Raw genomic sequence first — 25,832 nt, forward strand, 5'->3', positions numbered from 1 at the left:
ACCGCGCCGGCGATCAGCAAGGGCCAGCCATGTTGCAGCGGACGAATCAACCGGGCACTGTGCGAAACAATCGGTTTGCCCGCACGCATCCGGGCATAGAGCGCCGAAGCCCGACGCACCTGGTCGCGGCTGGGGACGGAGCGCACCGACTCGTAGCCACTCATGCGGCCGTTTTCATAGATGGGCGTGACGTAGGCGCTGACCCAATAGCAATCACCGTTTTTCGCCCGGTTTTTCACAATCCCCATCCAGGCTTTGCCTTGCTTGATCGTGTGCCACATGTGAATGAACACCCCGGGTGGCATGTCGGGGTGGCGAACCAGGTTATGCGGCTGGCCGACCAACTCGCCCTCGGTAAAACCACTGATGGCGATGAAGGCATCATTGCAATAGGTGATTCGGCTGTCCAGGTCAGTGGTGGATATCAAGCGTTGATCGGCGGGAAAGGTTCTCTCATGCTCGGTTACGGGTAAATTCACGCGCATACACTGCGACCCCTCGGATTATTATTATGATGTTGAGCAGATAAATCGGCACCTCAAAGGCCCTGGCTTTGCGCCGGACGGGCCCACGATTGGATCTCGCGATTCAACGCGTGGGTGTGAGGTGGAATTTATGGGGGAGGGAGGTCAGCGGGGATTCATTCGACGACAATTTCTTTTCATCTGGTGACACATTCGCCCGGACTTGCGCCTTTTTGCGGTGTCACCGCGTCATGCAGGGAAATCCTTGAGGTCTCCGGCAAGGCCATTCCACCCGCCAGCGCGAGCAATGCAACCGCGATCAGGTAGAACGCGGGCGACAGGTTGCTTCCGGTGGTGCTGATCAACCACGTCGCCACCAGCGGCGCGGTGCCGCCGAACAGGGTGTACGCCATGTTGTAGGTGATCGCGGAGGCGGTGTAGCGCGTACGCGTCGGGAAGGTTTCCGAGAGCAGGGCCGCGGTCACCACGCCACACAACACCGCGCCAATCGCCAATAGCATGACGCCCAGAATGGAGGCAGCAAACGAGCCGGAGCTGGCCATCAGGAACGACGGATACACAACCACGATTAACAACGCGCAAGCGCTCATCACCGTCATCCGCCGCCCGACCCGGTCCGAATACAGCCCGGCCAGCGGGCAGATCGCCGCGGCGAAGACCAGGGCAATCAGTGACACCAGCAGCGCAGTGGCACGACTCAGGCCACCGGCGACTTGCAGGTAAGTGGCGAAGTAGGTGGTGAACATATAGAACGACAATGCCGTGAGTGACACGAAGGCCCCCAGGCAGCAGATGGCTGCGCCGTGGTTGCGCAGAGTTTCCTTGAGCGGGGAGTGGGCGACCGCATGTTCCTTGGCCACTGCCTGGAAGGCAGGTGTCTCGTCGAGTTTCCAGCGCAGGTACAGGCCGACCAGGCCCAGCGGCGCGGCAATCAGGAACGGCAGGCGCCAGCCCCAACTCGCCATCGCCTCGGCCGACAAGGACGCCTCCAGTGCATACGCCACCACCGCGGCCGCGGCGAAGGCGGAAAAGGTCGACACCGGAATGAAGCTGCCGTACCAGGCGCGTTTATCGTTCGGTGCATGTTCCATCAGGTAGGCGCAGGCACCGGCGTATTCACCGCCGGCGGAAAAGCCCTGGGCGCAACGGATAACTGACAACAGAATCGGCGCCATCACGCCGATCGCCGCGTAAGTGGGCAACACGCCGATCAGGGTGGTCGCGCCGGCCATCAACAGAATGGTTATCGCCAGGGTGCGCTTGCGGCCGATACGGTCACCCAGCATGCCGAAGAAAATCCCGCCCAGGGGCCGAAACGCAAACGCCACGGCGAACACCGCAAACGTCTTGAGCAGTGCGGCGCTGGCATCGCCACTGGGGAAAAATTGCTGGGCGATGGTGGTTGCCAAAAAACCGTAGACGGCAAAGTCGAACCACTCGACGAAATTGCCGATGCCGGCGGCCACAATCACTCTTCGCAGGGTTTGCGGGCTGACTGGCTCTGTCGTTGCATTCGTCATCCTGGACCTCGATCGTTCGTCAGTAAGCTAACGATTATCCGGGCAGGCGCCGAGGCGGCTTGCTTCAAAAGTGTCATCCATATAGTCAGGACCGACGTCATGCCTGGTATTGCCGGCCGCGTCGGCTCGCATAGGGCAGGCGTGGACTCACTTTCAAGCTGGTATCATTCGCGCCATTACACACCGAGTGAACACCATGAATCGTCGTAAAAAGCTGAACCAGATATTGAAGGCCAACGCCAAGAAGGCCAGCGCCAAACTGGCGCCGAAAAACAAGAACACCTACATCAGCAAGGCAGACCGGTTGAAGCTCGAAGCTGAAACCGCTCAGGAGGTCACGAGCGCCTCCGAGGGTTGAGCAAGACGCTAGCGCTTGCCCGACCGCTCCCCGAGCCTGGTATCTGCAATTGCGATACTACGTAGCGGGGTAAGTGATTGGTGTTCGCGGATTCCTGGTCGTTATTGTCGATGTCGATGCTTGCGCAAAAGTAAAGACAAGCACGTACCGATCAATCTGCCACGGACACCCCATGCGGTATCGACGTCTCGATTTGAACCTGTTGGTTGCCCTTGATGCCTTGCTCAGCGAATGCAGTGTCAGCCGCGCGGCAGAGCGACTGTGCCTGGGGCAGTCGGCGACCAGTTCGGCGCTCGGGCGCCTGCGTGAGCATTTCAACGATCCGTTGCTGGCCCAGGTCGGGCGCGGCCTTGAGCCCACGGCCCTGGGCCTGCAATTACTGCCCAAGGTGCGCGAAGCCCTGGCACTGACGCGGGACATTGTCGACGCGCCGGTGAGTTTCGATCCGGCCACGTGCACACGCAAATTCACCTTGGTGGCCTCGGATTATGTAGCAGGGGTCCTGCTGCCAGCGGTCAGTCAGCAATTGGCGCGCATTGCGCCTGGCGTGCGCTTGAGCCTGCGGGACATGCCGGTACCGCGTGACGGTGATGTGGTCAGTGAAGCACTCGACTATCGCCGCAGTGACTGTGTGATTGTGCCGCAACGTCGGTTGAATCCTGCATACCCACACGTGCCATTGATGCACGACCAGCTGTGCTGCATCGTTTGCGAACGACAGTTGCAGTATGCTCACGGGCTGAGCCTGGCCATGTATTGCGCTGCCGAACATGTGGTGCGCGAGTTCGCCGATGGTCGAAACCTGGCGATGGATGCCGCGCACCTGCATGAGTTGGGCCTGCAACGGCACGTGGCGGTGGCACTCGAAAGCTTCGTGTTGATGCCGGAATTCATCGTCGATACGGCGCGCATTGCAACCGTGTTCCTCCGGCAGGCGGAGCGTTTTGCCCAGCGCTATCGGCTGCGCATTCTGCCCACGCCCTTGGCATTCCCCGAAGCGGTTCAAGTGCTGCAATGGCATCCCTACCAGGACCAGGATCCCGCCATGCAATGGTTTCGTGGCCTCTTGCTGGAGCAGGCCACGCTGCTCGATCAGCCCGCGGGTTGATCGCCGGTATCGGCCACCAGGCCGGCCAGCTCGATGGCTTGCACGGCGCATCGTTCGTCGTTGTCCGAGGTGTCACCGCTCAGGCCGATGGCACCGAGGATCCGCCCCTCACCATTACGAACGAGCACACCGCCCGCCACCGGGATCACTTCACCCGCGGTCAGGCTGTTGATCGCATCAAAAAAGGCCGGCATCGCTTGCGCGCGCCGCGCCAGTTCACGTCCACCGAAGCCCATTCCCAGGCAGCCACGCGCCTTGCCCGTGGCGATTTGTGGGCGAAGGAAACTGGCGTGTTCGTCGCGCAGGATCACCAGCGGGTGACCTGCGGCGTCCAGCACGGCGGCGGCCATGGGTTTGCAAGACGATTGCCGGGCAATGCGGATCGCATCACTGGCAATGGCCGTGGCGATGATCAGGTCGAGTGACCGCATGCTGTCGTTCCTCATACGGCCCACTTGCCCAGTTTGGCAACGCGGTCACGGGTGTAGAGATCGGTCCATTTCAGTGAGTTGAAATCGGACACCTGTTTGGGGTTGTAGGGGCTGCGGTCCATGCGCACGGGCTGCCCGGCCTTGTATACCGCCTTGATACGCGTGCGGTCCTGCAGGATGCGGATATCGTGCAGCGGTGAGCCGTCGAGCAAGAGGAAGTCCGCTTGCTTGCCCACTTCCAGGGAACCGATGGTTTCACCCCGTGGCATGCAGCGTGCGCCGACGGCCGTTGCCGCATACAACGCTTCGGCTGGGGTGAAGCCCAGCCGGGTGACCAACAGTTCGAGCTCACGAGCGTGCCATTCGCCATAAGGCGTCACCGCAAAACCGCTGTCGCTGCCACAGGCGAACGGTATCCCGGCGGCCTTGGCACGCTTGAGCACGGCCGAACCAATGTCCAGGGTGCGTGCGCAGTAGCCGGCGTAACCGGTACTGATGGCCGGATCGTGAGGCTGGCAAAAGTCTACGGTGTTCTGCGGAAAGGTCATGGTCGGCGCGAGGATACTGCCGGCCTCGAGCAGCGCTTCTATACAGTCGTCATCCATGTAGAAGGCGTGGAACACCAGGTCGACACCGGCGCGGGCGGCGTACATCACTGCCTCGCGACCATAGGCATGGGTCGCCACCTTGCAGCCCAGGCGATGGGCTTCTTCAACCATCTCGCGGGTTTCATCCGCGGTGAACGCGGCGATGATCTCGCCATTGGGACGGCGGTGGGTGCCGTCCATGGCGATCTTGATCAGGTCCACGCCGTCCTTGGCCTGCTTGCGAATCTCAGCGAGGGCGTCACTGCGGCTGGTGACCAGTTGCGCGGTGAAATATTCCGGGGCACCGACCCGGCTCGGAAACCAGTCGTTGAGGCTTTGCCGATTGGTGATGACCCGGCTGCTGGCAGCAATGCGCGGACCTTCGAACAGGCCGGCAGCCACGGCATTGCGCACGGCGATGCTGAGCTGGCCACTGTCGCCGGGGCAGACCATGCTGGTGACGCCGGCGGCCAGGACGTGCTGGGCGAAGAACATGCCGCGCAGGGCGCGGAATTCGTCGCTGGTCCACAAATCAATGTCTTCTTCGCTTTGCGCATTGCCGAACGCCAAGTGGGTGTGCACATCCACCAGCCCCGGCATTACAAATTGATCACCGGCATCCAGAAGGGTGTCCCCCGGCTGCATATTGGGCGCTGACATTGTCGGGCCGACATAAGTGAGCAGGCCGTTCTCAACGATGAGAGTTTGCTGCTGACGGGTTTGCAGGCCGGTGCCGTCGTACAGGGTCTGGCATTTCAGGTGCAGGGCATTCATGGCAGGTTCGCTTTGGCTGATTGTTATGCCAAGCGAGGCTAGGGCGCGGCCCGCAGAGCGACCAGCAGATTGCATCGTTGCCTGGCTATTGATGGCATCAATAGCTGATGCCGTCACATGATTTCGGTGCCTTCGAGCATATTGAGAATGCGCGCCCCGGGTATCGCAAGTGCAGATGGCAGGCATCGTGAACGGCGATTTTTAACGAAGATATCGGGCGTCTAAGGTGCGCCTTGGTTATTCCACTGAGAGCAAACAAGATGTCGAACGCAACCGTAGAACAGCAACTGCTGGACCTGGAACACGCCCGTGGCCGGGCGCTGGTCGAAGAGGATTACCCGCGCGTCACCGAGCTGTTTGCCGATGATCTGGTGTATGTGCACACCACGGGGCTGGTGCAAGGCAAGGCAGATTATCTCGACTACGCGCAAAGCGCCGTGCAGTACCTGGCGATTGAGCGTGGCGATCTCCAAGTCCGCTTTTATGGTGACGACCTGGCGATCATGACCGGGCCGCAGTGCAATACCCTGCAAAAGCGCGGCGGAGATCAGCCGATTCGAGGTGAGGGTTTTGCCACGCAGGTTTGGGTACACGGTGCGCAGGGTTGGCAGATCAGCTCGTTCCATGCGACCCGTTCGCCAAGCTGATCTTGCGAACCCCTTAACGCAAAACGCCTGACAACCCCAAGTTGTCAGGCGTTTTTTTGCATCTTTCACCGGCGTGGGGGGCACTTCATGTTCGACTCGGGCCCAGCCTCCTAACGCGGTCTCCTGTAGGAGCTGGCTTGCCAGCGATGGTCGTTAACGATATCGCGTGTGGACTGGATAAATGCGGCGCACTTGAGTCCATCGCCAGCAAGCCGGCTCCTACAGTTTCCCGGGATTGCGTGAAGAACCTTTTTTATTGCCTGGATCAGTATGAATCAGGCGACGCGGCCACCCAGCGTTTCAGCAATCCAGTCGGCAATGTACTGCCCGGCGTTGATGCTGTTATCGAAGCTGGAATGCTGCACGCCACCTTCGCGTTCGGTGAAAATCTTCAACTCGCGTTTAGGGCTGTTGACCAGTTGTTCGTAAGTGCGGTGTGCCCATTTCAGGGGAATCTGCGAATCCTTTTCCCCGTGGGTCACCAGGAACGGCACCTTGATGCGATCCAGCACGCCGTCCAGGTGCACGTTTTCGGCGATGGTCATGAACTCCTCGACATCTTTCGCGCCCCACACCCAGCACACGTGGGACCAGTAATGCGGCACCGGGAAGCTGCCTTCTTTTTCCAGCCGACGCTTTTGCACATCGCGCCAGTCGTGGTTCGCGCCCCACACCACACCGCAGGCAAAACGCGGTTCGAAGGCCACGGCCCGTGGGCAGTAGTAACCCCCAAGCGAGACGCCCTCGAGGCCGATACGCTTGGCATCGACATCGCTTCGGGTTTGCAGCCAGTCGACCACGCGGCTGGCCCAGTGCTCGCTGTCGAAGCGGGCGATCAGGTTGTGCAAGCGCAACGCTTCGCCGGTACCCGGTTGGTCGATGATCAACGAGGACACGCCGCGCTTTGCCAGCCAGGCTGGCAGGCCGACGCGGTATTTCATTTCTTTGGTCGAGTCCAGACCATTGACCTGTACCAATAGCGGCGCCGGGCCGCTGACGCCCTCTGCGCGTACCAACAGGCCGGAAATATGTTTGCCCTCATAGGGGATTTCGACGCGCTCGCAATTCTCTTGCGACAACTCGATGCCCCGCTTGAACGTCTGCAGGAAACGCTGGTAAAGCTCGGTTCGACCCGGTGCACCATGGGCCTGCAAGCGTTCGCAGGTGAGGTAATAGGTCGCGGCGCGGTTGTACTTTTCACCGGCAGACAGCAGTCGGCCATGGCTTTCGTCTTCTTCGGCCAGGCCGCACAATTTGTCGGCCATCTTCGACCAGGTTTCACGAAAGGCCTGGGTGCCGGCGGCGTCCGGTTGTTTGGCGGCCTCTTGCAAAGGGGCGCACATTGCTTCGATTTCACCCATGCGGGCGCCCATCTCGATGGCCAGGTCGACGGAAAGATTCCACACGTAGTTGGTCGGGAAATAGCGGAACATGATTGTTATTGTCCTTGTGGTTGCCTTGGCGTTTGCAAGGCACGTTAAGGACGCCCCGACTATTTGACCAATCGTGACTCGGCATGGGAGGTATCGCGAGCGGCGATAGGACGTTGCTCCAGGTACTGGATGAATTCGCTGATGCGTTCGCGCAGCCAGCGGTGCATGGGGTCGCCATCGACGCTGCGGTGCCAGAGCAAGTATTCGCGCATGACCGGAATCTTCACCGGCGGCGGCAGGATGCGCAGCGGCAAGTACTCGGCATACAGGTAGGCCAGGCGCTTGTGCATGGTGGCGATGCGTTGGGTGCCGACAATCAACTGGGGTAGGGTATTGAAGTCGTTGGTGATGACTTCGAGGCGGCGGTTGAAACCGTACTGGTTCATGAACCACTCTTCGATGCTCATGTGCCGGCTGCGTCCGAAACCCACCGAAACGTGGCCCATGTCCATGTACTGCTCAAGGGTCAGGCTGTCGCCGACCTGGGTATTGCCTTGCCACACCACGCAGACATGGTCTTCTTCGAACAGCAGCTTGGAGGGGTGACCTTCGATGATGTAGCGCTCTGGCACGATCATCAGGTCGACTTCGCCACGCACCAGCAACTCACCGGAATTGTCGCCGGGGCCAAGCATTTCGAAGGTGATGTTCGGTGCTTCCTGGTGAATCTTCTGAATCACCTGGGCGAACAGCACGCTGATCAGGTAGTCCGAGGTCACCAGGCGAAAGTGCCGCTTGCTGGTGGTGGGGTCGAATACCGGTTTGGCAGTGATCGAGGACTGGATCGTCAACAGCACTTCACGCACCGGCTTGGCCAATTCCAGTGCGTAAGGCGTGGGCTGCATCTTGCGCCCGACCTGCACCAGCAGTTCGTCTTCGAAATAGGTGCGCAGGCGTCCCAGCACGCCACTGGTGGCGGACTGCGTCATGTGCATGCGTTCGGCGGCACGGGTAATGTTCTGCTCTTCAAGCAGTACATCGAGTGCCACCAGCAGATTCAGATCGAGGTGGTTAAAGCGCATCAGGCAGTTCCGCTTTTTGTATTTATTTTCGCGATACATTCGGATGAATACATCGCCGCGTCAACCCTCCCGCATAGTGCGTTTGCCCCTGCGAAACACTCCCCGCTCGATCACCACAGGTATCGCGATTGACGATAGGTCGCATCCCGACACGCGATTAGTCAGCTGGCAAAACGCAGGTCAATCTTCGCCGCAGTCGGACCTCTGGCCGACACCACCACCGGATTCCATGCCTGGTCAGGCGGCGCTATCAAACCGTCGGCAGCAGTCTCCGGATCATAATTTCAATGGAGTGGTAGTCATGAACATCATTGGCCTTGACGCCCTGATCTTTGGCGTCGATGACATCCAGGCGTGTACCGATTGCCTGCGCGATTACGGCCTTGCCCCGGTTGCAGTCGATAGCAATGGCGGGCGCTTTGAAGCGCTGGACGGCACGGCGGTCATCATTCGTCGTGCGGACGATCCTGATTTGCCTGCCGCCATCGGCCCGGCGCCGTCGATTCGTGAAACCGTCTATGGCGTCGCCGGCGCAGCCGACCTCGATGCTATCGAGGACGAATTGGCGCGAGACCGTCAGGTTGTCCGCGACGCAAACGGGGTTTTGCACAGCGTTGATGACATGGGATTTGCGATTGCTTTCCAGGTCACCGTTCGCAAGGCCTACACCGCCCCGGATGACCTGACCAATGCGGCGGGCAATGCGCCCCAGCGTCCGCTGAACCAGCCAGGCATCACGCTCGACATGCAGGCGGTGCCACGCACCTTGTCCCATGTGGTGTATTTCGTCCCGGATGCAGCGAAGGCCGAAGCCTTCTACGCCCAGCGCCTTGGTTTTCGAACCACTGACACCTTTGTCGGTGCCGGGCCTTTCATGCGCCCGGCGGGCTCGGATGATCACCATTGCCTGTTCATGATCCAGACCCCACCGCACATGAGAGGCTGCGAGCACTTCACCTTCCATATGGGCAGTGGCACCGAAGTGCTGCTGGCCGGGACACGTTTCGAGCAAAAAGGCTGGACCAGTTTCTGGGGCCCGGGCCGTCATCTGTTTGGCTCCAACTGGTTCTGGTACTTCAACAGCCCGTTGGGTTGTCACATTGAATACGACGCCGACATGGACAAGCACGATGACGCCTGGGAGGCACGCCGCGCGCCGCTGTCGGCGGATAACTCGCAGTTGTTCCTGTTCATTTCGAAAGAAAAATGGGCACCGGGTGGTCCTCCGCCGAAACAGCCATGAGTTTTTTCCTGTGCCGGCTGGATGAACTGGTGGAGGGGAAGGCGCGTGGGTTCGACCCGAAGCAGCAAGGCAAAGACAGTGTGTTTGTGTTGCTGCACCAAGGTCAGGTGCGGGTTTATCGCAACAGCTGTCCGCATCTGGATGTGCGCTTGGAGTACCGCAAAGACCGGTTTCTCTCGGCCGACGGTCAACGGATCGTCTGTTACGCCCATGGTGCGCAGTTTCTGCCGGACACCGGTGAATGCGTCTACGGCCCGTGCCTCGGGCAAAGGCTGGAGGCGTTGCCGTGGCGATTTGAGGAGGGCGGGCTGGTGCTGGAAATGCCCGGTGGTGATGACAGGCAGGAGCAGGTCGAGGTATCGCGTACGGCGATACATCGCATCCCTACTCTCGATTAGTCAAATCCCTGCCGGGCCGCGAAGCTGAACCCAACGACGCAGTGCCCGACGCTGCATCGAATCATAAAAACAAGAAGTGAGTGAGCCATGAAAGCAGTGAACAACGTTCTGATTGTGGGCGGTGGAATTGGCGGCTTGTGCGCAGCCATCGCGCTGCGCCGCAAAGGCATTGAGGTCGATCTGGTCGAACTCAAGTCAGAGTGGACGGTTTACGGTGTCGGGATTATCCAGCAGAGCAACGTGGTCCGTGAGATGGCCAAGCTGGGCGTACTCGATGGTTATCTGGATGCGGCGTACGCCTTTGAAGACGTCGCGATCTACGGTATGGCCGGGCAGCAACTGGCACGCATTCCGGGCCAGCGCCTGGCGGGGCCTGATTATCCTGCCAACGTCGGTATTTCGCGTCTGGCCCTTCATAACGTCCTCAGCCAAACTGCCCTCGGGCTCGGCGCCAGGGTTCGTCTCGAGCTGAGCGTTGAGTCCTTGAACGATACGGGTGGCAGCGTTGCTGTGTCGTTCACCGATGGCAGCCATGGTGAATACGACCTGGTGGTGGGCGCCGATGGTCTGTTCTCCAAAGTCCGCCACCTGCTGTTTGGCGACACCTACAAACCGCGCTTCACTGGCCAATCGGTTTGGCGCTACAACTTCCCCCGTGCGCCGCAGATCGATCACCTCGCCAACTACCAGGGCGCCAACGGCAATGCCGGGCTGGTGCCGCTGGCCGGCGACTTGATGTACCTGTTCCTGACTTCCCACGAGCCGGGCAATCCGTGGATGGCCCCTGAGTCCCTGGCCGAACAGATGCGCCAGCGCTTGCAGGGTTTCACCGGTCTGATCGGTGACCTGCGCGAGCAAATCACCGACAGCAGCCAGGTGGTCTACAAGCCCATGGAAGTGATCTTCGTCGATGAGCCTTGGTATCGCGGGCGGGTCATGCTGATCGGCGATGCCGCCCACGCGACCACGCCACACCTGGGGCAGGGCGCGGGCATGGCGATTGAAGATGCGATTGTGCTCAGTGAAGAACTGACCGCTGACGGCGACGTCGAGCAACAGCTGCAGCGCTTTATGGCGCGCCGCTTCGAACGTTGCAAATACATCAGCGAAAGTTCGGTGCTGGCCGGTGACAAGGAAATGCAGCACGACCGCGACTTCGATCGGATCGGGCTGGTCAAGCAAATGCTCGCACGAACGGCGGAGCCTATCTGACTCGAAACGGCCGTTCACCCACAGCAGTTACCACTATAAAAACAAGAGGTTAACGCGATGGTTAGCTCCTCGACTGCGACGCTTGCGCGCCGCCAGGTCAGCACTTGTGCACCCTTTGGTTTCACCTTGGCCGCAGCGCTGGTGCTGTGCAGCCAGGCGGCCCATGCCTTCCAGATTGATACCGGCAACCCGGATTTCAGCCTGCGCTGGGACAATACGGTGAAGTACAGCGCCGCTTGGCGCACCCAGGATCCGAGCAGCAAGCTGACTGAAGGCCAGGTCGCGTTGAACCAGGACGATGGTGATCGGGCCTTCAAGAAAGGGCTGATTTCCAACCGCATGGACATCCTCTCCGAACTGGATATGTCCTTCAAGGACGTCGGTGCGCGTGTCAGCGGTGCGGCCTGGTACGACACCGAATACCAGCACGACAACGATAACGACGACCCGACACGCGCCAACCAGCGTTCGGTGGCCTACGACGAATTCACCGACGACACCCGTCAGTTGCATGGCGGCAATGGCGAGCTGCTCGACGCATTCGTGTACTGGAACGGTGAGCTGGCTGATCGGGCTACGTCCATCCGCGCCGGCCGTCACGGGTTGATCTGGGGTGAGAGCCTGTTCTTCGGTGCCAACGGCATTGCCGGTGGCATGGCGCCGGTCGACGTGGTCAAAGCCCAGTCCGTACCCAACACCCAGTTCAAGGAAATCACCCGACCGGTCGATCAGCTGTCCGGTACTTTCCAATTGACTGATGACGTATCGCTTGGCGCGTTCTATCAGTTCGAATGGGAAGAGACCCGTCTGCCGGGCGCGGGCAGTTACTTTTCCGTCAGCGACACCATCGGCGAAGGCAACGAACGCCTGATCGTCGGCGCGCCATTTCCTTCGTTCCTGGGCGGCAACCCGAGCAGCCCGGCAGCGTTTTTCCATGGCAAGGACGAGGACGCCAGAAACACCGGGCAGGGCGGTTTGCAGTTGAAGTACAACGCAGAAACCGTTGAATACGGCCTGTATGCGATCCAGTACCACGACAAGACGCCGAAGCTGTATCTGCGGCCCTCGACCGGGGCGCCAAACTTCAGTACCGGTCAAATCGGCGATTACTACTGGGTCTATCCGGAAGACATCCGCGCCTTTGGCAGCAGTTTTTCGACCACGGTCGACGAATACAGCTTTGCCGGTGAGGCGTCGATGCGCTGGAACATGCCGCTGGTGTCCAACGGTGTAACCGTCTTGCCGGGTGTGGAGGCTGACAACGATAGCCATCCGTTGTACGCCGTCGGCCGCACCGCCCACGTCAACCTCAACGTGCTGGCTTCTTTCGGGCCTAACTTCCTGGCCCAGGAATCGGCCTTTGTCGGTGAAGTCGCCTGGAACCGACTGCTCAGCGTCACCAAAAACCACGACGCCCTGGACCCCAATGCCACTCGCGATGGCGTGGGTATGAAGATGGTCTACACGCCGACCTATCGCCAGTTTTTCCCCGGTATCGACATCAGCATTCCGGTGGGCCTGAGCTACTTCCCGATGGGCGCATCGGCCGTGGTCAGTTCTTTCGGCCCGGACAACGGTGGCGACATGAACATCGGTATCACTGCCACCTACCTGGATCGCGTGACGGCCGGCCTGACCTACACGCACTACTACGGCCCCGAGGGCACCAACCTCGACGCGGCCAGCCAGTTCAATTACCTGCAATCGCTGAAAGACCGGGACTACCTGGCTTTCTCCGTCAAGACCACGTTTTAAGAGGACTTGCGCATGACTCACAACAAAAAAAGTGCAGCATTCAAGCTCAAGGCCCTGTGCTTTGCGGTGCTCGGTAGCCTGGCCCTTTGCAGCCAGATGTCGATGGCCGGCACCGCTGAAGATGCGGCAAAACTGTCGAAAAACCTGACACCATTCGGGGCTGAGCGCGCCGGGAATGCCGACGGCTCGATTCCCGCCTGGGACGGTGGCTACACCAAGGTCGATCCTTCGTTCAAGGAAGGTGGAAAACGTAGCGATCCTTTCGCCGCCGACAAACCGCTGTTCAGCATCACCTCGAAAAACCTGGCGCAGTACGCCGGCAAGCTCAGCGATGGCACCAAGGAAATGTTCAAGCGTTTCCCTGAGACCTATCGCATCGATGTGTATCCGACACGCCGCACCGCCGCCGCACCGCAGTGGGTGTATGACAACACGCTGAAGAATGCCACCCGCGCCAAACTGGTCGACAGCAGCGCCGGGCCTGTGCCGCAGGGGGCGTATGGCGGTATCCCGTTCCCGGTGCCGCAAAACGGCGCGGAAGCCATGTGGAACCACCTGCTCAATTGGCGCGGCACCTCGGTGGCGATGCATTTTCGTCATTACCTGATGACCGCCGACGGCAAGCAAGTGATGACCACCGACGGCCAGGCCATCCAGGAAATGCCTTACTACTACCAGGAAGGTTCGCCGGAATCCTTCGCCGGTGACTATTGGCTGTTCCGCTTGCTCAACATCGGGCCACCGCTGCGCGCCGGCGAGCAAATCATGGGCCGCACCAACATCAATGGCGACCTGTCCCAGGCGCACGTGTACCTGACGGGTCAACGCCGGGTGCGCAAATTGCCGAATGCCTGCTGCGATACCCCGACACCGGCGACTGCCGGGGTCATGTCGTTCGACGAGTTGAGCGTGTTTCAAGGCCGCATGGATCGCTTCAACTGGAAACTGGTGGGCAAGCAGGAGATGTACATCCCCTACAACACCAACAAGGTGCAAACCGCTGGCAAACCCGAAGACCTGTTCTTGGCCCACCACATGAACCCCGACTACGTGCGCTGGGAATTGCACCGGGTCTGGGTCGTCGAGGCCGACTTGGCACCGGGTAAACGTCACCAGTTGCCGAAGGGCCGCTACTACCTCGACGAAGACACCTGGCAAGCGATGCTGGGTGATCGCTGGGACGCCAATGGCCAGTTGGCCAAAACCTTGTGGTCGTTGCCGGCGGTCATGCCGGACCTGCCCGCACAGGCGCAATTGTCTTCGGGATTCTACGACCTGACCTCCGGCGCCTGGTTTATCCAGAACGTCTACACCGGCCTGCCAGAGCAGTACGGCATGGTCGATCGCTACAAGGCTTCCGAGTTTTCGCCGGCGGCCATGGCGGGTGCCGGGGTTCGTTGAGTCGAGCGCGATCACGATCTACGGATCGTGATCCGGTTCCACAGGGTTTTCGAGGTGGGTCATGTACAAAATCTGTCAGTCGGTTGGACGGCTCGTCTGTTGTATAGCGCTGCCGTTGATGCTGCCGTTGAGCCTGGCGCATGCCGCAGCGGTGGGGGACGCACTCAACACCCCGGCGATGATTGCACCCCAGGCACAACACGCGGTGCTGTTGGACCTGGCGCGGGCCGGCACTCGGTTAGTCGCGGTCGGGGAGCGGGGTATCGTCCTGCTCTCTGACGATAACGGCGCCACCTGGCGGCAAGCCGAGGTGCCGGTCTCGGTCAGCCTGACGGCGGTGCAGTTTGTCGATGCCAATGTGGGTTGGGCGGTAGGGCATGTCGGCGTTGTGCTGAAGACTCAGGACGGCGGTGAACACTGGGCCGTGCAATTGGATGGCCGTCGCGCAGCGCAACTTGAGTTGCAGGCTGCTACCGAGCAACGGACTGTCGCGACGGATCAGGATGGCGCCGCGATGCGGGTGCAAACCGCAGAACGACTGGTCAGCGATGGTCCTGACAAACCCTTCCTCGCACTCAAGTTCGTCGATGGCCAGCATGGGTTGATTGTGGGGGCCTACGGGTTGGCCTTCACGACAGACGACGGTGGCCAGACCTGGCGGTCCTTGATGGGGCAGATCGACAACCCGGCGGGCTCGCACCTTTACGCGGTTGCCCGCCAGGGCGAGCACTGGTTTATCGCCGGCGAGCAAGGTTACCTCGCACGCTCGGATGATGGGGCCAAGTCATTTTCAGCGCTCGGCAGCCCCTATGCCGGGAGCTTCTTTGCCCTGCAAATTCGCGACGATGGAACGTTGCTGGCGGCCGGTTTGAAAGGTAACGCCTTCATCTCCGACGACCTGGGCGAAAGCTTTCAACCTGCGCCCGTACCAATGCCCATTTCTTTCAGCGACGCGATTCGCACCGATGACGGCCAACTGCTGCTGGTCAATCAGGGCGGCGCTTTGTTCCGTACCAGTAGCCAGCCCGGTGCACTGCTCAAGCCTTACGGCAAACCGTTGGGTGCGCCCGTCGCCAGTGTGGTCCAGGCCGCTGACGGCGGTTTGGTATTGGCTGGATTCACCGGTTTGACGCGCCTTGCGCCGTCTACCGTCAACGCTGCGGAGTGAGGTTATGAAGTCTTTCGACAACGCCAGGGAAAACCTCGCGAAATTCGATCCGCGCTCCGGTTCGGTGGTGGAGCGTGCACTGTTCAACCATCGTCTGTGGGTGCTGTGGGTGTGTGTGCTGACGACGTTGGTGTTGGGGTATCAGGCGACCCGGATCGAGCTCAATGCCAGCTTCGAAAAGATGATCCCGACCCAACAGCCCTACATCGCCAATTACCTCGAGCACCAGAAGCAGCTCACGGGGTTGGGCAATGCCCTGCGCATTGTCGTGGCCAACCGGCAAGGCGATATCTATGACGTCGAGTACCTGAAAACCCTGCAAGCCTTGAGTGATCAACTCTATCTGTTGCCGGGTGTTGACCGTGCCTACATGAAGTCTTTGTGGACGCCGGCCACCCGCTGGGTCGCAGTGACCGAGGACGGCCTGGATGGCGGCCCGGTGATACCCGATGATTACAACGGCAGCAAGGCCAGCCTCGAAGAGCTGCGGCGCAATGTGCAGCGCTCCAATGAACTAGGGCAACTGGTCGCCCTGGACCAGACGTCGAGCATCATTTATGTACCGCTGCTGGCCAACACGGCTGACGGCAAACCGCTGAATTACTCGACCTTGTCCGATCAGCTGGAGGCGCTGCGCAGCACCTACCAAAACGACAAGATCGATATTCACATCACAGGTTTCGCGAAAAAGGTCGGCGACCTGATCGCTGGTTTGAAACAGATCCTGCTGTTCTTTGCCGTGGCGATCCTGATCACCACAGCCGTGCTGTACGGCTACACCCGTTGCTTGCGCAGTACTTTGCTGGTGGTGTTTTGCTCACTGGTGGCGGTGGTCTGGCAACTCGGTTTGCTGCCGTTGCTGAACTACCAGTTGGACCCGTATTCGGTACTGGTGCCGTTTCTGGTGTTCGCCATCGGCATGAGCCATGGCGCGCAAAAGATGAACGGGATCATGCAGGACATCGGCCGTGGGATGCACCGGGTGGTGGCGGCACGGTTCACCTTTCGACGCTTGTTTCTCGCCGGGCTGACGGCGCTGCTGTGTGATGCCGTGGGTTTTGCGGTGCTGATGCTGATCAAGATCCAGGTCATCCAGGACCTCGCGGTGATCGCCAGTATCGGTGTGGCCGTGCTGATTTTCACCAACCTGATTTTGCTGCCGGTGCTGCTGTCGTATGTAGGCGTAACGCCGAGTGCCGCACTGTTAAGCCTCAAAAGCGAGCGTGCCGAGCAGGACGGCTTGCGCCGCCATGTGTTCTGGCGCTTCCTGGATCTGTTCACCCAGCGTCGTTGGGCCGGCCTGTGCATCGTCCTCAGTATCGCGTTGGCCGCGATCGGTTTTGTTGTCAGCCTGCACCTGAAAATTGGCGACCTCGACGCCGGTGCGCCGGAATTGCGAGCGGACTCACGTTACAACCAGGACGACGCGTTTCTCACCCGGCACTACGGCGCCAGCAGCGACCTGTTTGCGGTCATGGTGAAAACCCCGGCGGGCCAGTGCGCGCGCTACGACATCCTGGCCAAAGTCGACACCCTGGACTGGCAACTGCGTGCATTGCCGGGGGTGGACTCGACCAACTCACTGGCATTGCTCAACCGGCGCATGCTGGTCGGGCTCAGTGAAGGCAGCCCCAAGTGGTACGAACTGCAGAACAACCAGGCGATGCTCAACATGATCACCGCCAGTGCACCGCGTGGCTTGTACAACGAAGACTGCAGCCTGCTGACGCTGTATGCCTATCTCACGGACCATAAAGCCGAGACGCTCAGCCGCCTGGTCGAGCACGTGGAGACCTTTGCCGCCGCGAACAACACCGACGACGTGCAGTTTTTGCTGGCCGCTGGCAACGCTGGCATCGAGGCGGCGACCAATATCGTGGTGAAGCAGGCCAACCGCGAAATGCTGTTCTGGGTCTATGGCGCGGTGATTGTGCTGTGCCTGATCACCTTCCGTTCCTGGCGTGCAACGCTGTGCGCCGTGATACCGCTGATGCTCACCTCGATCCTGTGTGAAGCGCTGATGGTTTGGCTGAACATAGGCGTGAAGGTTGCGACCTTGCCGGTGATCGCCTTGGGCGTGGGCATCGGTGTCGACTATGCGCTGTACGTGATGAGCATTCTGCTCGGCCATTTGCGCCAGGGTGCGAGCCTGTCCGAAGCCTATTACCGGGCACTGGTGTCCACCGGAAAAGTGGTGATGTTGACGGGCATTACCCTGGCGATTGGCGTGGCCACCTGGATTTTTTCGCCGATCAAATTTCAGGCCGACATGGGCGTGCTCCTGGCCTTCATGTTCGTCTGGAACATGGTCGGCGCCTTGCTGTTGCTGCCGGCGCTGGCGTACTTCCTGCTGCCCGCTCGCCGTGCAGCGCTCGATAACGCTCACGCGATGAGTGCGGTCAAGGGGGTGTTGCCTGCCGTTGCCCAGGCAGACGTCAATCAATTGCGTACCAAGGAGAGCTGCCATGGTTTCTGAGCCTTGTGTTCAAAACGAGGCGTCTTCGGAGCGTCGTCAAGCAGGGTTGGCGCAGTCATTGCTCTTGTTGCTCGGCAGCTGCTTGCCCGTTCTGGGCGCTGTTTTGCTGGCGCCGGTCTTGCCCCGTATGCAGGCGCATTTCGCCGATGTTGCTGGCAGCGCCGTGCTAGTCCCGATCGTGCTGACCTTGCCGGCATTGGTGATTGCCCTGTTGGCACCTTTCGCCGGGATGATCGCTGATCGCCTGGGACGTAAACCGCTATTGCTGGCAAGCATGGGCTTGTACGTGCTCTGCGGTGTGCTGCCGCTGTGGCTCGAATCGCTTCAGGCGATTGTCCTCAGTCGCGCCGGCATTGGCCTGGCCGAGGCGGGCATCATGACCTGCTGCACCACTCTGATGGGCGACTACTACAGCGGTGCCCGACGTGAGCGCTTGTTCGCCTTGCAGATGGTGGCGACCTCGCTCTCTGCGGCGGTGTTTATCGCGGTGGGTGGGTTTCTGGGGCAAAACGATTGGCGCACACCCTTTGCGTTGTATGCGGTGGGGTTGATCTTCCTGCCGCTGATGGCCTGGAAACTGTGGGAACCGCAAGCCCGAGCCCAGGCCGAGTCGCCAATAGCGTCTGCTTCCAACGGCGTATTTCCCTGGCGCGCACTGACGCCCATGTATGTGCTGGCGCTGCTGGCAGGCTTGAGTCTATTCATTGTGCCGGTGCAGGCAGGCTATCTGCTCAATCTGCTGCAGGTCGACGCCCCGCAGCAAATCGGCATGACCATGGGCGCCAATCAATTGGGGGTCCTGGTCGGTGCGCTGAGTTTTCGTCTGTTGAGCGCATTGCGCGCACAACACCTGCTGCTGATCGCCTATGTGATGGCGGGCATCGGCACTTTACTGATGTCCACCGCCGGGAGTCATGCTCAGGTGGTGATGGCCGTGATGATCAATGGGCTGGGCATCGGCTTGATGCTGCCCACGTTGATCACCTGGATCATGGCGCAAGTCAATTTCCATCAACGCGGGCGGGCGGCAGGGTGTTTTACCGCCGCCATCTTCGCCGGCGAATTCATCAGCCCCCTGGTCGTCCTCGGTATGACCCACGGTGTCGTCTCGGCGCTGCCCACGGCATTGGCCGTACTCGGTGGCCTGCAATGCCTGGTGGCGATGTTTTGCCTGTCGGTGCCCAGGCTTGGGGGCCTTGTGGCCCAGTCGCCAATGACCATCAAGCGAGAACTTTAAATGCACGCACTCCCTGAATTCAAAAGAGTGGTCACCGGCCACGACGCCCAAGGCCAGGCCGTCATCGCCAGTTGCGGGCCGACCCCCAACGTGTTTCCCCTGTTGGCGGTGCCGGGCACGGTGTTTTATGAACTGTGGAACAGCAGCGCCAGTCCTGCGCCGCTGGACAACGGTGCTGACCCGAGTGATCAGCCGCTGCAATTGAGTCCCAAGCCGCAAGGCAGCGTGATCCGCGTGGTGGATATCCCACCGGACAGCGTCCAGAACACCGTCAGCGATGAAAACGCCGCAGCGGTGTTTGCCGAGATCGGCGAGTCTCACGCCGGAACGGGCCAGGCCAACGCCAGGCACAAGCTGATGCATCGAACCGAAACCCTCGATTACGGGATCGTCACCGAGGGCGAAGTGTGGCTGGTACTGGACGAAGAGGAAGTCCATTTGCGTCGCGGCGATGTGGTGGTGCAACGCGGCACCAACCACGCCTGGAGCAACCGTACCGAAGCCATGGCACGCATGGTGTTTATCCTGCTCGACGGGCGCTTCGCCGACGAACTGAACAATGGTCAAGGAGTGCCCGCATGAAACTCGCCACACTGAAAAACGCTCGCCGCGACGGCCAGCTCGTCATCCTCTCTCGGGATTTGAAGTGGGCGCTGGATGCCAGCAGCGTTGCGCTCACGCTGCAAGAGGCCGTTGAAAACTGGTGCCGCGTCGAACCGGAACTTCAGGCGCTGTCGAAGTCGCTGAATGCGGGCGAGGCGAACGATGCTTTTGTCTTTGATCCCGCGCAGGCGATGGCGCCGCTACCGCGTGCTTACCAGTGGTGCGATGGCTCGGCGTTCCTGAGCCATGGCGCGCTGATGCAAAAAGCCTTCAACCTGGACCCGATAGAAGGCGTGGATCACACCCCCCTGATGTACCAAGGGGCGGGCGACGACTTCCTTGGCGCACACGACGACATCCCGCTGCCCAGCGAACACCAGGGCATCGACTTTGAAGGGGAGTTCGTTGTACTGGTCGACGATGTGCCGATGGGATGTAGCGCCGATCAGGCGTTGCAGCACATCAAGCTGATTCTGCAAATCAACGACGTCAGCCTTCGCGCCCTGGCCCCGCGGGAGATGAAGACCGGGTTCGGCTTTTTGCAAGCCAAGCCTTCATCCAGCTTCGCTCCGGCAGCGATTACCCCCGATGAACTGGGCGATGCCTGGCTCGACGGTCGCGTCCACCTGCCGTTGCAGGTGCATTGGAATGGCCAATGGTTTGGCCATCCACACGGCTCGCAAATGAGCTTCGGATTTGGCCAGCTGATTGCCCACGCCGCGCTGACTCGCAGGCTGCGTGCCGGCACGCTGATCGGTTCCGGTACGGTCTCGAACGCCGAGCGTAGCGCCGGGTCAGCCTGCATTGCGGAGCGTCGGGCCATCGAGATGATTGAGCAGGGTGCCGCGAAAACCGACTACATGCGCTTTGGCGATCAGGTGCACATGGACGTTTTCGGCCATGACGGCCAGTCGTTGTTCGGTGCGATCGACCAACGTGTGGTTCAGGCCCAGGGCTAAGGAGCGGCATATGCGTGTGCTGATTACCGGCGCCAACGGGTTTGTGGGGCGTGACCTGGTGCGCAGCTTGCTCGCACGTGGCAGCGTGCGCGGCCAGCCGATCACTTCCATGCTCGTACTCGACAGAGAGCTGCATGACTTGCCCGATGATCCACGACTTCGTCGCCATGCTGGCAGCGTGACCGATATCGCCCTTATGCGCCGGGTCCTGGCTGACGGGATCGACGTGGTGTTCCATTTGGTTAGCGTCCCGGGCGGCGCCGCAGAAGACAATTACGAGCTGGGCTATCAGGTCAACTTGCTGGCAGGCTTGGAGCTGCTTAACCAGCTGCGCAACAAGGCCCGTCCACCTGTGCTGGTGTACGCCAGCAGTGTGGCGGTCTACGGCAGCCACCTGCCGGCGCGCATGAAGGAATGTGCCGAGGTTCGCCCCGAGCTGTCGTATGGAACCCACAAGGCAATGCTGGAAAACGCGGTCAACGACTTGGTCCGGCGCGGTGAGGTCGACGGTCGTGTGGTGCGGTTGCCCGGCATTGTCGCCCGACCACGGGAACCGAACGGCCTGCGGTCGGCTTTCATGAGTGATCTGCTGCGGGCCTATGCGGCTGGAGAGGCCTACTGCTGCCCGGTTTCTCCCGACGCGACGGCCTGGTGGATGTCGGCACGTTGCTGCGTGAACAACCTGATTCACGCGGCCGAACTCGTTTGCGATGAGACCGGGCACCCACGCGTGTGGCAATTACCGGTATTGCACCTGTCCATTGCGCAGGTGGTCGATGCGCTGGCGGCGAGCTATGGACAGGAGCGACGCAGCCTCATCACGTATGCCGCAGACGCCGAACTGGAAGCGTTGTTCGGGCGACTGCCCCCCTTGAAAACCCCCCAGGCTCGTGCGGCCGGTTTCAGTCATGACGGCAATGCCGGCGCAATGATCCGCAATGCGCTGAATCCAACCGTGTCCAGGCCTTTGTCGTTATCCGGAGAAACAGCTCATGTCGCAACCCATCAAGCGTAAACGTCGCCTGGTCGACCTCTCAGTGACCCTCGAAAACAACCCCTACACGGACCCACCGCCGTTGTTGCCGAAGATCGATTACATGGACCATCAACAGGGATGGCCGGAAATGGCCGCGATGTTTCCCGGGTTGCAGCTCGACCAGTTGCCCGGCAACGAATCCTGGGCCGCCGAGCGCTTGCAAATCACCACGCACAGCGGCACGCACATGGATGCGCCCTGGCATTACGCCTCCACCACGGATGGCGGAAAACCCGCCTTCGGCATCGACGAATTGCCACTCGATTGGTGTTTGCAGCCGGGGGTGAAGCTTGATTTTCGTCACCTTGCCGATGGCCATGTCGTCACCGCGGACGAGATCGAGGCGCAACTGGCGCGTATCGATCATGTGCTGCAACCGCTGGATATCGTGCTGATCAATACCCGGGCGGGAGCGCTGTTTGGCCAGCCGGGCTATCTGGAGGCGGGCGTCGGCATCGGTCGCGAGGCCACGCTTTATCTGCTGGAGCGTGGCGTACGGGTCGTGGGCACCGATGCCTGGAGCTGGGACGCACCGTTCAAATACACCCGTGAACGTTTTGCGGCGGACGGCGACGCCTCGATCATTTGGGAGGGCCACAAGGCCGGACGCGACATCGGTTACGGGCAGATGGAGAAACTCGCCAACCTGGACAGTCTGCCGGCCAATGGTTTCGTGGTGTCTTGCTTCCCCTACAAGATCAAGCACGCGTCGGCGGGGTTCGTCCGCGCGGTGGCGATATTCGAAGAATGAGCCGACAGGCCCAGTCTCAACACTGAGGGTGTTCGATGAAACACTACAAGAGAAAAAACATGCCTGCCTTGCGGACGCCACGCCTGCTGCTGATGGGGGCCCTGACGCTGGTCAGTGGCCTGGCCATGGCGGCCGATACACAGCCGACACCGCCCAATATCCTGTTGATTCTGGCCGATGACCTGGGCTATTCCGACCTGGGAGCCTTTGGTGGCGAAATCGATACGCCAACCCTGGACCAACTGGCCCACGAGGGTTTGCAGTTCACCAGCATGTACGCCGCGCCTACCTGTTCGATCACGCGCTCGATGCTGATGTCGGGCACCGATAACCACCTCGCCGGCCTTGGCACCATGGCCGAGGCCTTGCAGCCGTTCCAGCGTGGCAAGCCGGGTTACGAGGGCTACCTCAACCCGCATGCCTATTCGATCGCCGAGCTGCTCAAAGCGGGCGGCTACACCACGTCGATGGTCGGCAAGTGGCATCTGGGGCTGGAGGCGGACCAGGGGCCTGACCAGCGGGGGTTCGAACAGTCCTTCACGCTACTGGAAGGTGGCGCTTCACACTTCAAGCCGTCGATGGTCGACCCGGCGAAAATCGAACAAGTGCATTACCGTGAGAACGGCGAGGCCGTGACGTTGCCGGACGATTTCTACTCCACGGATTTTTACACCGACAAGCTGATCAGCTATCTGCAAAACAGCAAGAAGGACGGTAAACCGTTTTTCGCCTACGCCGCCTACACCTCACCGCACTGGCCGTTGCAAGCGCCGCAGGCTTATCTGGACAAATACCGCGGGCGTTTTGATCAAGGCTACGACAGCGTTCGCCTGGCGCGTATCGACCGGATGAAAAAACTCGGCCTGATGGCCGATGATGCGCCACCGGCAGAACCTCTGCCGGTCAACCCAAAGTTGCCTGGCTGGCAACAGTTGAGCCCCGAACAGCAGCGCGTCGAAGCGCGGAAAATGGAAATTTATGCGGCGATGGTCGATAACCTCGACCACAACATCGGTCGGTTGCTCGATTACTTGCGCAAGAGTGGCCAGTACGACAACACCTTGATCGTGTTCATGTCGGACAACGGCGCTGCGGGCGAAAACCACACCCAGTTCTATCCGCCAGGCGCGCAGACCGACAACAGCTTCGCCAACCTCGGTCAACGTGGATCACAGATCGATTATGGCCTGCGCTGGGCCGAGGTCAGTGCCGCGCCGTTTCACTTGTTCAAGGGCACCACGGCCGAAGGCGGCATCAGCGTGCCGGCGGTCTTCAAAATGCCAAAAGCATTGGGGCGTCAGGGAGTGGAGCGGGGTGTAGCGCGAGTGGATGACCTGGCGCCTACTTTCCTGGCATTGGCGGGTCTTGCGATGCCGAACACGGTGAACAAACACCCGATCACCGGTCAATCGATGTTGCCAATGCTGGCAGGCAAGGGCAGCCCCCACAGCAAAGACAGCCTGGGTGGGGAGTTGTTTGGCAATGCCTATTACCGCGAGGGCAACCTGAAACTGCTGGGAATGCGTGCGCAAGCAGGCTTTGGCGATGCGAGCCAGCCACCGAAGTGGCAGTTGTTCGACCTGGCAAAAGACCGTGGCGAAACCAATGACCTGGCAGCCGCCCAGCCTGAAACGGTCAAACGGCTCAAGGACGCGTGGCTTAAATACGCCGGGCAGGTTGGCGTGGTATTCGCTAATCAATAGGCCATTGGACATGGGGACTGTTCGGCAATCGCCAGCCTGCCGCTGAAATAACGGCGCAACATTGCGGCTTTAGCATTCGCCTCACTGAAAAAACGAGAGTGACTGGAATGAATCGCCCATCAAGAAGCCTGCGCAAATTGCTCGACTCGGTTGCCGCCAACAACGAGGCCGCCGCGCTGGATGTAATGCGGGCAACGGAAAAGCTTGAAGACGAGGTGTTGCGTCAACGCTTGCTCAACCTGATTCATCGGCTTAACCAGGACGCCCACGATTTGCGCATGGCCCGCGACGATATCCAGAGCAACGCCATCAAGCTTGCGTGAGCGAGCGCATTGCGCGTCTGCGCCGATAATTGCCCCCGCTCGAATCTATGAACTCCTGTCAGCGAGGTGCCTCTGAACATCAGGGGCATCTCGTCGCACGTTGAAAACTCCCTTCTGCGGCAGATGCTCATGAATGCTCTGTAACTTCCATGTTATCGGGGAGAGTGATCCATGGGCCGTTCAGTACCATTGGAAAACCTGCTGGAGACGTTTTCTTCCCGACCCGTGGCGCGCGCAGCGGAAACGGATTTGCAGCCAGTGATGCAGGCGCTCGCCCGCAACGGCTGGGCAAACCTGCCAATGCCGGGGCAGGGGCGAACCCTGGAGCGTTGGCGGGCTTTGGCGAAAATCGCCGGCTGTGATCTTGCGTTGGTCAAGTTGTTCGAGGGCCATACCGACGCGCTGGCCATCCTCGCAGAACTTGAGCCTGGTCAAGCCTCGCCGTCTGGTTGCTGGGGCGTCTGGGCGGCTGAACCGCCGTTCGCCCGGGTCACCATTAGCGATCGCCAACAAGACCAGGTGTACCTGCAAGGACGCAAGGCCTGGTGCTCTGGTGCCGCGCTGCTCGATGGCGCGTTGGTGACGGCGTGGGACGAACAGCAACGACCACAAATGGTGGCGGTGCAGCTGCAACAGCCCGCCATCCGGATCAGTGACGAGGGTTGGCAAGCGGTCGGCATGGGCAGTTCGGCCAGCCTCGACGTGATGTTTGACGGTGCAGTGGGACGTTGTATCGGGGCGCCGGGCGAGTATTTGTCTCGGCCGGGTTTTTGGCAGGGTGGAGGGGGCATTGCTGCCTGTTGGTACGGTGCAGCCTGTGGGCTTGCGCACTACCTGCGTGAGCACTGCACCAAGCCCCATCACGACGTCCATGCCGATGTCCATCTCGGCGCTGTCGAGGTCGCCTTGGGCGCTGCGGCGGCCAGCCTTAGGGAAACGGCGAACTGGATCGACTGCAACCCAGGCCAGTCGGCCGAGATTGCGGTGCGGCGTGTTCGTGCCCAAGTGGAAGTCGCGGTACACGAGGTGTTGGCGCATGTCGGGCGTGCCCTGGGCGCCACACCGTTTTGCCGCAACAGTCATTTCGCCAGGCTCGCCGCCGACCTGCCGGTGTTCTTGCGGCAAAGCCACGCCGAGAAGGATCTCGCGGCGCTGGGGGAACTCATCGCCACGCAACCCTCAAGTGGGTGGCTGTTGTGAGC

General features: G+C 60.6%; 23 protein-coding genes and 1 pseudogene. 18 read left to right on the top strand and 6 right to left on the bottom strand.

The window, feature by feature from the left end; translation table 11 throughout:
• Positions 1 to 182: 182 nt before the first annotated feature.
• Together J1D76_RS00215 and J1D76_RS00220 are read right to left on the bottom strand one after the other, a co-directional pair.
• Positions 183 to 485 (bottom strand): annotated as a pseudogene (locus J1D76_RS00215) (PAS domain-containing protein); the annotation flags it as partial.
• Between the two features lie 176 nt (positions 486 to 661).
• Positions 662 to 2,005, bottom strand: a complete 1,344-nt coding sequence (locus J1D76_RS00220) for an MFS transporter (RefSeq protein WP_421136459.1) — start codon at positions 2,003 to 2,005, stop codon at positions 662 to 664.
• 196 nt (positions 2,006 to 2,201) lie between these two features.
• Here J1D76_RS00220 and J1D76_RS00225 point away from each other — a divergent pair, with 196 nt between their 5' ends.
• Positions 2,202 to 2,363, top strand: a complete 162-nt coding sequence (locus tag J1D76_RS00225) for a DUF2986 domain-containing protein (protein WP_421136460.1) — start codon at positions 2,202 to 2,204, stop codon at positions 2,361 to 2,363.
• Between the two features lie 172 nt (positions 2,364 to 2,535).
• A complete protein-coding gene (locus tag J1D76_RS00230; protein ID WP_421136461.1) occupies positions 2,536 to 3,471 on the top strand; it encodes a LysR family transcriptional regulator in 936 nt (311 codons plus the stop codon).
• Here J1D76_RS00230 and J1D76_RS00235 read toward each other — a convergent pair.
• Together J1D76_RS00235 and J1D76_RS00240 are read right to left on the bottom strand one after the other, a co-directional pair.
• Positions 3,456 to 3,902: a GlcG/HbpS family heme-binding protein gene (locus J1D76_RS00235; protein WP_421136462.1), complete on the bottom strand. Its 447-nt coding sequence runs from the start codon at positions 3,900 to 3,902 to the stop codon at positions 3,456 to 3,458. The genes J1D76_RS00230 and J1D76_RS00235 overlap by 16 nt on opposite strands.
• Before the next feature lie 11 nt (positions 3,903 to 3,913).
• Positions 3,914 to 5,263: an amidohydrolase family protein gene (locus tag J1D76_RS00240; RefSeq protein WP_421136463.1), complete on the bottom strand. Its 1,350-nt coding sequence runs from the start codon at positions 5,261 to 5,263 to the stop codon at positions 3,914 to 3,916.
• Positions 5,264 to 5,523: 260 nt separating this feature from the next.
• Between J1D76_RS00240 and J1D76_RS00245 the strand changes: the two genes are divergently transcribed.
• Entirely contained in the window at positions 5,524 to 5,910 is a 387-nt protein-coding gene (locus J1D76_RS00245) for a nuclear transport factor 2 family protein (protein WP_421136464.1), read from the top strand.
• A gap of 275 nt (positions 5,911 to 6,185) precedes the next feature.
• On the opposite strand, the gene J1D76_RS00250 is transcribed toward J1D76_RS00245, so the two are convergent.
• On the bottom strand, positions 6,186 to 7,343 hold the full coding sequence (locus J1D76_RS00250; RefSeq protein WP_421136465.1) for an alpha/beta hydrolase family protein: 1,158 nt from the start codon (positions 7,341 to 7,343) through the stop codon (positions 6,186 to 6,188).
• 59 nt (positions 7,344 to 7,402) lie between these two features.
• Positions 7,403 to 8,365, bottom strand: coding sequence for a LysR family transcriptional regulator (locus J1D76_RS00255; protein WP_421136466.1), 963 nt, complete (start codon positions 8,363 to 8,365; stop codon positions 7,403 to 7,405).
• Between the two features lie 301 nt (positions 8,366 to 8,666).
• Between J1D76_RS00255 and J1D76_RS00260 the strand changes: the two genes are divergently transcribed.
• The 15 genes from J1D76_RS00260 to J1D76_RS00330 all read left to right on the top strand — a co-directional run bounded on the left by J1D76_RS00260 (position 8,667) and on the right by J1D76_RS00330 (position 25,830).
• Positions 8,667 to 9,608, top strand: coding sequence for a VOC family protein (locus J1D76_RS00260; RefSeq protein WP_421136467.1), 942 nt, complete (start codon positions 8,667 to 8,669; stop codon positions 9,606 to 9,608).
• A complete protein-coding gene (locus J1D76_RS00265; protein WP_421136468.1) occupies positions 9,605 to 10,006 on the top strand; it encodes a Rieske (2Fe-2S) protein in 402 nt (133 codons plus the stop codon). The genes J1D76_RS00260 and J1D76_RS00265 overlap by 4 nt, the downstream gene beginning before the upstream one ends.
• 87 nt (positions 10,007 to 10,093) lie before the next feature.
• Positions 10,094 to 11,218, top strand: a complete 1,125-nt coding sequence (locus J1D76_RS00270) for an FAD-dependent oxidoreductase (RefSeq protein ID WP_421136469.1) — start codon at positions 10,094 to 10,096, stop codon at positions 11,216 to 11,218.
• Positions 11,219 to 11,275: 57 nt separating this feature from the next.
• Positions 11,276 to 12,973 carry a DUF1302 domain-containing protein gene (locus tag J1D76_RS00275; protein ID WP_421136470.1) on the top strand — a complete coding sequence of 566 codons (1,698 nt, stop codon included), beginning with the start codon at positions 11,276 to 11,278 and terminating at the stop codon, positions 12,971 to 12,973.
• Between the two features lie 12 nt (positions 12,974 to 12,985).
• Positions 12,986 to 14,374 (top strand): DUF1329 domain-containing protein, encoded by a 1,389-nt coding sequence (locus J1D76_RS00280; protein WP_421136471.1) that lies wholly within the window; start codon positions 12,986 to 12,988, stop codon positions 14,372 to 14,374.
• A gap of 61 nt (positions 14,375 to 14,435) precedes the next feature.
• Positions 14,436 to 15,542 carry a WD40/YVTN/BNR-like repeat-containing protein gene (locus J1D76_RS00285; protein ID WP_421136472.1) on the top strand — a complete coding sequence of 369 codons (1,107 nt, stop codon included), beginning with the start codon at positions 14,436 to 14,438 and terminating at the stop codon, positions 15,540 to 15,542.
• 4 nt (positions 15,543 to 15,546) lie between these two features.
• The gene (locus J1D76_RS00290; protein ID WP_421136473.1) at positions 15,547 to 18,018 is read left to right on the top strand and encodes an efflux RND transporter permease subunit; all 2,472 of its coding nucleotides are present in this window, start codon (positions 15,547 to 15,549) and stop codon (positions 18,016 to 18,018) included.
• Entirely contained in the window at positions 18,008 to 19,255 is a 1,248-nt protein-coding gene (locus J1D76_RS00295) for an MFS transporter (protein ID WP_421136474.1), read from the top strand. The genes J1D76_RS00290 and J1D76_RS00295 overlap by 11 nt, the downstream gene beginning before the upstream one ends.
• The gene (locus tag J1D76_RS00300; protein ID WP_421136475.1) at positions 19,256 to 19,837 is read left to right on the top strand and encodes a cupin domain-containing protein; all 582 of its coding nucleotides are present in this window, start codon (positions 19,256 to 19,258) and stop codon (positions 19,835 to 19,837) included.
• Entirely contained in the window at positions 19,834 to 20,817 is a 984-nt protein-coding gene (locus J1D76_RS00305) for a fumarylacetoacetate hydrolase family protein (RefSeq protein WP_421136476.1), read from the top strand. The genes J1D76_RS00300 and J1D76_RS00305 overlap by 4 nt, the downstream gene beginning before the upstream one ends.
• A 10-nt stretch (positions 20,818 to 20,827) precedes the next feature.
• Complete coding sequence (locus J1D76_RS00310) at positions 20,828 to 21,832, top strand: NAD-dependent epimerase/dehydratase family protein (protein WP_421136477.1); 1,005 nt, start codon at positions 20,828 to 20,830, stop codon at positions 21,830 to 21,832.
• Complete coding sequence (locus J1D76_RS00315; RefSeq protein ID WP_421136478.1) at positions 21,810 to 22,604, top strand: cyclase family protein; 795 nt, start codon at positions 21,810 to 21,812, stop codon at positions 22,602 to 22,604. The genes J1D76_RS00310 and J1D76_RS00315 overlap by 23 nt, the downstream gene beginning before the upstream one ends.
• Before the next feature lie 59 nt (positions 22,605 to 22,663).
• Entirely contained in the window at positions 22,664 to 24,307 is a 1,644-nt protein-coding gene (locus J1D76_RS00320; RefSeq protein WP_421136479.1) for an arylsulfatase, read from the top strand.
• Positions 24,308 to 24,414: 107 nt separating this feature from the next.
• A complete protein-coding gene (locus tag J1D76_RS00325) occupies positions 24,415 to 24,630 on the top strand; it encodes a hypothetical protein (RefSeq protein WP_421136480.1) in 216 nt (71 codons plus the stop codon).
• A 171-nt stretch (positions 24,631 to 24,801) separates the two neighbouring features.
• Complete coding sequence (locus J1D76_RS00330) at positions 24,802 to 25,830, top strand: acyl-CoA dehydrogenase (RefSeq protein ID WP_421136481.1); 1,029 nt, start codon at positions 24,802 to 24,804, stop codon at positions 25,828 to 25,830.
• The last annotated feature ends 2 nt before the right edge of the window (positions 25,831 to 25,832 follow it).

Source organism: Pseudomonas sp. NFX15 (assembly GCF_049132105.1).
Taxonomy (GTDB): domain Bacteria; phylum Pseudomonadota; class Gammaproteobacteria; order Pseudomonadales; family Pseudomonadaceae; genus Aquipseudomonas.